Source organism: Paralcaligenes ginsengisoli (assembly GCF_054781135.1).
This window is the reverse complement of sequence record NZ_BAAGUZ010000001.1, coordinates 43,564-52,409: the sequence shown is the minus strand read 5'-3', so window position 1 is coordinate 52,409 and position 8,846 is coordinate 43,564. Positions and strand designations below refer to the sequence as shown.

Annotated in this window: 8 protein-coding genes and 1 pseudogene; 5 read left to right on the top strand and 4 right to left on the bottom strand. The window is 58.9% G+C overall.

All coding sequences use genetic code 11. The features are described from left to right. Positions 1 to 88 precede the first annotated feature (88 nt). From ACYVIS_RS00200 to ACYVIS_RS00190, 3 genes are all read right to left on the bottom strand, one after another. Positions 89 to 886 (bottom strand): SDR family NAD(P)-dependent oxidoreductase, encoded by a 798-nt coding sequence (locus ACYVIS_RS00200; protein ID WP_460872921.1) that lies wholly within the window; start codon positions 884 to 886, stop codon positions 89 to 91. A 71-nt stretch (positions 887 to 957) separates the two neighbouring features. After that, positions 958 to 2,838 carry a TRAP transporter large permease gene (locus ACYVIS_RS00195; RefSeq protein ID WP_232741786.1) on the bottom strand — a complete coding sequence of 627 codons (1,881 nt, stop codon included), beginning with the start codon at positions 2,836 to 2,838 and terminating at the stop codon, positions 958 to 960. Between the two features lie 9 nt (positions 2,839 to 2,847). After that, on the bottom strand, positions 2,848 to 3,864 hold the full coding sequence (locus ACYVIS_RS00190; RefSeq protein ID WP_460872920.1) for a TRAP transporter substrate-binding protein: 1,017 nt from the start codon (positions 3,862 to 3,864) through the stop codon (positions 2,848 to 2,850). A gap of 247 nt (positions 3,865 to 4,111) precedes the next feature. On the opposite strand from ACYVIS_RS00190, the gene ACYVIS_RS00185 reads away from it, so the two are divergent. The 5 genes and pseudogenes from ACYVIS_RS00185 to ACYVIS_RS00165 all read left to right on the top strand — a co-directional run bounded on the left by ACYVIS_RS00185 (position 4,112) and on the right by ACYVIS_RS00165 (position 8,232). Next, entirely contained in the window at positions 4,112 to 4,924 is an 813-nt protein-coding gene (locus ACYVIS_RS00185) for an IclR family transcriptional regulator (RefSeq protein ID WP_232741784.1), read from the top strand. Between the two features lie 53 nt (positions 4,925 to 4,977). Further along, on the top strand, positions 4,978 to 6,150 hold the full coding sequence (locus ACYVIS_RS00180; RefSeq protein ID WP_232741783.1) for an acetyl-CoA acetyltransferase: 1,173 nt from the start codon (positions 4,978 to 4,980) through the stop codon (positions 6,148 to 6,150). After that, positions 6,147 to 7,769: an acyl-CoA synthetase gene (locus tag ACYVIS_RS00175; protein WP_232741782.1), complete on the top strand. Its 1,623-nt coding sequence runs from the start codon at positions 6,147 to 6,149 to the stop codon at positions 7,767 to 7,769. Before ACYVIS_RS00180 ends, ACYVIS_RS00175 begins: the two co-directional genes overlap by 4 nt. Positions 7,770 to 7,892: 123 nt before the next feature. Beyond that, positions 7,893 to 7,988: pseudogene (locus tag ACYVIS_RS00170) on the top strand (3-oxoacyl-ACP reductase); the annotation flags it as partial. 28 nt (positions 7,989 to 8,016) lie between these two features. Next, positions 8,017 to 8,232, top strand: a complete 216-nt coding sequence (locus ACYVIS_RS00165) for an SDR family oxidoreductase (RefSeq protein WP_370635885.1) — start codon at positions 8,017 to 8,019, stop codon at positions 8,230 to 8,232. 81 nt (positions 8,233 to 8,313) lie between these two features. On the opposite strand, the gene ACYVIS_RS00160 is transcribed toward ACYVIS_RS00165, so the two are convergent. Further along, entirely contained in the window at positions 8,314 to 8,793 is a 480-nt protein-coding gene (locus ACYVIS_RS00160) for an SET domain-containing protein (protein ID WP_232741780.1), read from the bottom strand. Positions 8,794 to 8,846 lie beyond the last annotated feature (53 nt).

The following is an 8,846-nucleotide window of genomic DNA, read 5'->3' as shown; positions in this document are numbered from 1 at the left end:
CGATAGACGGCGTCTTCAAATACCAAACCGTAAATACCAAAGCTACCAACCCATCGAATCCCGCAAAACCACTCGAACCAAAAATACCTTAAGCCGTCGCCATATGCACACCGCCGTCCACAGGCAGGCAAACGCCGGTGATGTAGTTCGCATCGTCCGACGCCAGGAATACGGCTGCCTTGGCGATATCCCAGCCCGTGCCCATGCGTCCCATGGGGCAGAGGGCATTGCGCGCGGCCACCATGGCCTCTTTGCTTTCGTATTGGCCAGAGATGTCTTTGTAGATGAGCGGGGTATCGATATACCCGGGCATGATGGCATTGACACGTATGCCCGCGGCGGCATATTGCAGCGCCAGGCCGACGGTCAGTTGATTCAGGCCTCCTTTGGCCGCGTAATAGGCGGGATAAGGGTAGCCGGTGTATCGAATGGCGGCCAGGCTCGATATATTGATGATGCAGCCGCTTTTTTGCGCAAGCATGGCCGGCAACACGTGCTTGCAGGTCAGGAAAGCGCTTTTCAGGTTCACGGCCAGCGCGAGATCCCAGTCGGATTCGCTCAGGTCGGTGACGCTGCCCATTTTTGCCATGCCGACGTTGTTGTGCAGTATATCGATACGGCCGTGCTTGCCCAGCGTTTCGGCAACAATGTTGGCTATGTGCTCCGAATTCGTGGCGTTGGCGGCGTAGGCGTCGCAGTGCCCCCCTTCCGACAGAATGATGTCGCGAGTTGCGTCGGCCGCCTTTTTGTCGAGGTCGATGGCAATGACTTTTGCGCCTTCGCGTGCATAGGCAACGGCCGCGGCCTTGCCGTTGCCCCAGCCTTCGCCGACCGAGCCCGCGCCAAAGACCAGCGCTACACGGCCCGCCAATCGTTTTTCACTCATGATTCAACCTTTGTTTGCTGGGGCCGGGAGCTTGGCGCTCCCGGCCGGAATCGATACCTGCCTATGCCCGTCTATTTCAGGAAGCCTGTCGACAGCCATGGGACCGCGGCGACGATGATCAGCCCGATGGCGATCGAGCACATGTATCCGATAATGGGCTTGATGCCTTTATCGGGTGCCACGCGTCCGATTGCGCAGGCCGCGTAATAGCCCACCCCGAATGGCGGGGCGAACAGGCCTATGCCCATCGACAGTACGGCCACCATCGCATAATGGACTTCGTTCACGCCGAGTTCTTCCGCAATGGGGAACAGCAAGGGGCCAAGCAGCACAATCGCTGGAATGCCTTCCAGAACGCTGCCGAGAATGACGAAGGTGACGATCGAGACGCACAGGAAGGTAACACCCCCGCCCGGCAGAGAGCCCATGAAATCGGCCAGATCGCTTGAAAAGCCTGATTGGGTCAGCGCCCAGGCCATGCCGGTGGCCGCGCCGATAATCAACAGGATGGCGCCGGACAATGACGCCGTATCGATCAGCATGGGATAAATGCGCCGTATGTCGAAGCGCCTGTAGACCAGCAGGCCGATGATGCACGAATACACAATGCCTATGGTCGACACTTCGGTGGCTGTGGCAACGCCCTCGACGACGGCCGCGCGGATGACGAAGGGCAGAGCCAGGGCCGGCAAGGCAATGATGAAGCCTTTCAGAATGTCGCTTTTGCTCGAGCGCACGACACGACTGAGATCTTCACCGCGGTTGCGGTACCAAACGACCAGGCACAGCATGATGCCGAGCACCGCGCCGGGCAGCAGGCCGCCGGTGAACAGGGCGGTAATGGAGACGCTGGTCACCGAGCCTATGGTGATGAGTACCAGGCTGGGAGGAATGGTTTCCGTCTGTGCTCCCGCCGCCGACAGCAGGGCGACGAGTTCGCCTTCGTCCGCGCCGCGTTTTTTCATTTCGGGAAACAGGACCGGAGCGATGGCGGCCATGTCGGCGGCCTTGGCGCCCGAAATGCCCGAGACCAGGTACATGGCGCCGATCAACACATAAGACAGCCCGCCGCGCACGTGACCCAGCAGGCTGGCCAGGAAACTGACCATTTTCTGGGCCATGCCGGTCATTTCAATGAGCAGGCCCAGGAACACGAACAAGGGCACCGCCAGCAGGATGAGGTGCGACATGCCTTCGTTCATGCGGCTGACCAGCACGGTGACTGGCACCGTGGTGCTGAGGATCAGGTAGCCGAAGGTGGCCAGTCCGAACGAGAAGGCGATCGGAACGCCGGTGAAAACCCCGACCGCCACCAGGCCTACGAAGAATATGAGCAGGTTGTAATTGCCGAGTTCTTCGAATAGCGGGCTAAGAAGGTACAGGCCCGCGCCGATCAGTAGAATCAGGCCCAGGGATTTCGCCACCAGTTGCCAGTTTGAGACTTTATAGAGCCGGATCAGGGCAAAGCAGGCCATGAACAGCAGCCCCGTGGGCAGTGCCGCCGTGCGCCATGCCAGGCTCAGGCCCATGGCCGGAGTGGTGATGACGGCCTGATCGCGAGTGGCCTGGAAGCTGGGCAGCAGCACGAGCAGTACGAAGGCCAGCGAGCATAAAACAGCGAACACTTCCAGGAATGCCCGTGTTTTCGGTGTGGCCTTGTTGACCAGGGCGGTCATGCGCATGTGTTCGCCGTGGCGGAAGGCGACCGCCGCCCCCAGCATGGCCAGCCACAAGAACAGCAGCGAAGCCAGCTCGTCGGACCAGATAAGGGGGGTGTTGAGCACGTAGCGGGCGAAAATCCCCGAGAACAGGATGACAATTTCTGCAAGCACCAGCAGAGCGACGGGAATCTCTACCAGGTGCCCCAGAAAATTGTCCAGCTTTGTCAACCAAAGCGGGCTCTCGCGAAGATTGTCGTCAGCGGCCTGTGATTCGGAAGCTTGCGACAACATGGCGCGCCCTTACGTCAGGGAACCGACCGATTTTTCCAGTGTGGCCCAGGCGGAATCGCCGAACTTCTTTTTCCATTCGGCATAGAAGCCTGCCTGGCGAAGCGTGTCGCGGATGGGCCCCGTCTTGGGCGTATTGAACACCATGTGCTCGCTGGTGAGTTTCTTCTGCAGATCGTCGTTGAGCGCGGCTACATCGGCGCGCTCTTTCACGCCGGCTTCGTTGACGTGCTTGGCGACTATGGCCTGGATGTCTTTGGGCAGGCGGTTCCAGGCATTGTGGTTGCCGAGGAACCAGAAGCCGTCCCACATGTGATTGGTGAGGGAGCAGTATTTCTGCACTTCGAAAAGCTTGGCGGTCTGGATGATGGCCAGGGGGTTTTCCTGGGCGTCGACCACTTTGGTCTGCAGGGCCGAATACACTTCATTGAAATTGATGCTGGTCGGTGCCGATTTCAGGGCCTTGAACATGGAAGTCCAGAGCGGGCTTACCGGCACGCGGATTTTCAGATCCTTGAAATCGTCGGGAGTGACAATAGGCTTGTTGCTGGTCGTGACCTGCCTGAAGCCGTTGTCCCAGATCTTGTCCATGACGACCAGGCCGCTTTTGCCGATTTCGCCGCGTATGTAGGAGCCCAGGTCGCCGTCCATGGCCTTCCAGACGCTGTCATAGCTGGGGAAGGCAAAGCCGATGCCGCTGATGGCGGCCGCGGGCACCAGTGTGGAGAGGATCAGCCCGGACAGGGTGAAGAATTCGACCGCCCCGGCGCGCAGCTGATTCAGGGTTTCGGTGTCGGAACCCAGTTGGCTGCTGGGGAAGATTTGCAGTTTGAATCGCCCTTTGGTTTCTTCTTCTATTTTTTTGGCCATTTCCTTGGCCCGGACATTCATGGGGTGAGTGACGGGCAGGTTGTTGGCGTATTTGTAGCGATAGGTTGTAGCGGCCATGACGCTCTGGAGAGGCGCGGCGATGATGGCGGCGCCGGCACCGGCGGTGGTGAGCATGAAGGAACGACGGCTTAACTTCATTGATTTGTCTCCTTGGCCATTATGTGGCCTATTGATTGACTCGCGCCTACAGTTATAACAGACGCATCCAGGTATTTTCTTGCTTCGGCGTTGGCCGGTACAGTGTGGACTGTCGAAGTATTGTATTCTCGAATTCTACCTTATGGAACAAAAAATAATAATTTTTTTTCAAATTCATTGACAATCATTGGGTGTTACGTAGAATCGCAAATAGGAAATTATCAAATTCAGTTTTTAGGTCCATAATATGGAACAAAAAAAGAGCCCGGCGCCACTGCGCCAGGCTTCTGGCAGTCAGGCCATCCATCGTGCAATCAAGGTGCTGCGCTGCATTGCCCGCAGCCGCAACGAAGGGATAGGCTTGTCCGCCCTGAGCAAGCAGGCCGATCTGATCAAGTCCACCACGCACCGGCTTACGACGGCTTTGATTTCAGAAGGGCTGGTGGAGCAGGACCTGAAAACACGGCGCTATTACCTGGGATCCGGGTGCCACGCCCTGGGCCTGATTGCGTCGAACCGTTTCGGTTTGCACAAGACGGCCGCCAAGCATGTGGCCAGGCTTGCCCAGGAAACAGGGGACACCGCTTTTTTCTCGGTCAGGCAGGATATCAATGCCGTCTGCCTGCTTAGGGAAGAAGGGGACTATCCCTTGAAGTCTCATGCGCTGCTGGCGGGCGATCGTCATCCCCTGGGGGTTGGCGCCGGCAGCCAGGCCATGCTTGCCGCCTTGAGCGACAAGGAGGTCGAGTACTGCATACAGCAGAATATCGACTACATCCTGGCCACGTATCCGAAGTACACACGGGCTCTTGTCGAAAACCTGGTCAAGGAAGGGCGGGCTAAGGGCTATTCCGTCAACCCGGGGCTGATACTGGCCGGTTCGCTGGGCATAGGCATGGCGGTGCGCAACGAGCACGGCGCGGTAGTCGGCGCCCTCAGTATCGCCACGGTCGAAGGAAGGCTGGGGCCGGAACGAGAAATCGAGCTGTACAAATTGCTCAGGCGGGAAGTCGACAAATTGGAAAAACACCTGCAAACGGAAGCCTTGTCTCATGCCTAGCGCGTGAACAGGACGGGCGGCTATTTACGAAATTCATTTCAAGGAAATCAGTCATGGCAAAGAAAGCGGTAATTGTGGGATGGTCGCATATTCCTTTCGGGAAGCTCATCGATCCCGATACCGAAACCCTGATGGCGCGGGTATCGGGTGCGGCGCTGGAACACGCCGGCATCACGGGTAAGGAAGTCGACGGCATTTATGTCGGAGTCATGAACAATGGTTTTCAGAAACAGGATTTCCAGGGCGCCCTGGTTGCACTGGCCGATCCCGACCTGGCTTACGTTCCGGCGACACGCCTGGAGAACGCCTGCGCCACGGGCTCGGCGGCACTGTACACCGCCATGGATTTCATCGAGTCCGGCCGTGGCCGTGTGGCGTTGGTCGTGGGCGCCGAAAAAATGACAAGCCGCCCGACTCCCGAAATCGGCGATATTTTGCTCAACGCCAGCTATCGCAAGGAAGAGGCCGACATCGAAGGCGGCTTTGCCGGAGTGTTCGGCAAAATCGCGCAGGAATACTTCACGCGCTACGGCGACAAGAGTCGCGAGCTTGCCATGATTGCCGCCAAGAATCATCATAACGGCGTCAGCAATCCTTATGCGCAAATCCGCAAGGACCTGGGCTTCGATTTTTGCAACGAGATATCCGAAAAGAATCCGTATGTGGCGCAGCCCCTGCGGCGCACGGATTGCTCGCTGATTTCCGATGGAGCGGCGGCCATTGTCCTGGCCGATGAGGAATTCGCGGCCCAGCTGCAGCGCGCAATCGGCTTCAAGGCAAGGCAGCATGTCAACGATATTCTGCCGCTCAGCCGACGCGATCCGATTGCGTTCGAGGGCGCCACACGGGCCTGGCGGCAGGCGCTGGCTGCGTCGGGCCTGTCTCTTGCCGACCTGGACTTGGTCGAAACCCACGATTGCTTCACGATTGCCGAACTGATCGAATACGAAGCCATGGGCCTGGCGGCTCGAGGCGAAGGCTACAAGGTTGTCCAGGACGGCACGACCCGCAAAGATGGCCGTTTGCCCGTCAATCCGTCGGGCGGGCTTAAATCGAAAGGCCATCCGGTTGGCGCCACTGGCGTCTCCATGCATGTCATGGCGTGCATGCAACTGACCAATACCGCGGGCGATATGCAGATTCCCGATGCCCGTCTGGCCGGCGTCTTCAATATGGGCGGTGCGGCCGTGGCCAATTACGTCAGCATCCTGGAGCGCGTTAAATGATAGCGGTTGACGTTCGCGAGCCCGCGGGAGGGCTGGTACCCATTTCGCGGCGGGTGATGAATCTGGCGACGTTTCTCAGCCAGACTGCGGCCCGGTTTGCAAATCGGCCGGCGCTGGTTTGCGATGAAACGGCCACAAGCTGGGGCGAGCTGGAAAAGCGGGTTCAGGCGCTGGCGCTGGTCTTTGCAAGCAAGGGGCTGGGCAAGGGCGACCGCGTCCTGGTTCATTCATCCAACTGCCGCGAATTGCTTGAATCGATGCTGGCCACGTTCCGGATCGGCGCCGTGTGGGTACCGACCAATTTCCGGATTACGCCCGACGAAGTGCTGTACCTGGCGCAGAGCGCGGGCGTGTCGGCGTTCATATGCCATGCCGATTTTCCCGAGCATGCAAAAATTGTCGATGCGATTGCCGGTTTGAAGCTGTTTGCCCGGATCGGGGCCGCCGACTTCGGCACCGGTTCGATCGACGCGCTGATAGACGCAGCGCTGGGCAGCGGGTCGCACCAGGTCGAGCGTGTCGATTACGACGACCCCTGCTGGTTTTTCTTTACGTCCGGCACGACGGGCAAGCCCAAGGCGGCCGTGCTGACTCACGGGCAAATGGCTTTTGTGCTGACGAATCACCTGTGCGACCTGATGCCGGGGTTGTCTGAAGCCGACGCCAGCCTGGTTGTGGCGCCCTTATCGCACGGGGCGGGAATCCATTTTCTCACGCAGGCGGTGCGCGGCGCCGCCACGGTATTTTCAACCCAGTCCAAGTTCTCGCCGGAAGCGGCGTGGCGTCTGGTGGAAAAATACAGAATCAGCAATTTCTTTACAGTGCCGACGATTCTGAACATGCTGGTCGGGCACGAGAGCGTCGATCGTTACGACCACTCGTCGCTGAGGCACATCATTTATGCCGGCGCCCCGATGTACAGGGCGGATCAGAAGCGCGCGCTCGACAAGCTGGGACCGGTTCTGGTGCAGTACTACGGGCTGGGCGAGGTAACGGGAAACATTACGGTGTTGCCGCCGCATGAGCATTCGTCCGACGACAGCCTGATGACCAGGCCCGGATCCTGCGGCTTTGCGCGCACCGGCATGCAAATATCGATTCAGGATTCCACCGGCCGGGTTCTCGATGCCCGTCAAACCGGCGAGATCTGTGTGTGCGGTCCGGCCGTATTTGCGGGCTACTACAACAACCCGGAGGCCAACCGCAAGGCATTCCGCGACGGCTGGTTCCGCACCGGCGACGTGGGGCATATGGATGAGCAAGGGTACTTGTACATTACCGGCCGCGAATCCGATATGTATATTTCCGGAGGGTCCAATGTGTATCCGCGCGAAATAGAGGAAAAAGTACTCGGCTACGAAGGCATCAAGGAAGTATGCGTGCTGGGAGTGCCGCATCCGAAATGGGGCGAGGCGGGCGTGATGGTGTGTGTGCTGAAGGAACAGGCGCAGTGGAACGATGCCGCTTTCCAGGCCTGGCTCGACGCGAACATCGCGCGCTACAAGCATCCTCAGAAAATAGTGATCTGGCCGGAACTGCCCAAATCGGGATACGGCAAAGTCACCAAGAAAATCATCTACCAGGAACTGCTGGCACAGGGATCGTTGCCGCTGCATTGACATGAGGCCTCAACCGACAGGCCGGAGGTGTTCGGCTTGCTTGATGCCCGATCCGTCCGGTTGTCGAAACGCCCCGGCGGGTTCGAGTATTGAAGGTCGATATACATCAGGAGACAAGGGCAGATGGACAGAACTTCGAACGTTATTGTGGTCACCGGCGGCGCTTCCGGAATCGGCCAGGCGCTCAGCCAGGGACTTTTGCACGAGGGCTGGAAGGTGCTGGTGCTGGATCTGCTCGAAGACCGGATTGCCGCGGCCCGTAAAGAGCTTCAAGCGCCGGATGCACAGCGGCGAGGCCCGGGAACTATGGGTTTCGGCCGTGCCCATGCATCGCTACGGCGCGCCCGAAGAACTGTGCGGCACAATCAACTGGCTGCTCGATGGCGGGAAATCAAGCTACGTGACGGGCCAGACCATATCCGTGGACGGCGGTTTCACGACCACCGGCCTGATTAATCATTGAGTGTCCCAGGCCCGGGGGCGGTGCGCTTGCCGCGTGTTGCCTGCGGGCGCCCGCAAGGGGCACCCCTACCCAAACCCATGCCTACGATTTGGCCTTCTTCTTGGGCAGCGCCAGCATGGTTCCGCGGCAAGTCTTGGCACCGCACAGGCAGCGATATTCCCGCCTCAGTTTTTTGGTGATCTTGCCTTCCATGACCAGGCCGTAGTCGTAGAACAGTTCTTCGCCCGCCGCGATATCGCGCAGGGCAACGATATACACACGTTTGCCTTTGGCGCTTTCCTGGGCCTCGCAATTGGGGGCGCAGGAATGATTGATCCAGCGCGCGTCGTTGCCCTGGTTGCCGCCGTCGATCACCTTGCCCGAGCTGATGGCGAAGAAGAATGTATGGAACGGATCGTCTGGATTGACGGGATGCAGGGCATCGGCTTTTTCGGGACTGATGCGTTTGCCTGCGTATTCGATAATGCGTGTTTCGGCAGGGATGTTTTTGGCGGCAAAGACACCGGTTCCGTGCAGTGTCGATTGCCTGACGATATGCCAGGACGAAGTGGGTTCGGTCATAAGTTGGTTTTACGGTGTGGCGGGGTGAGGGATAATATGCGGTAATAGCGTAT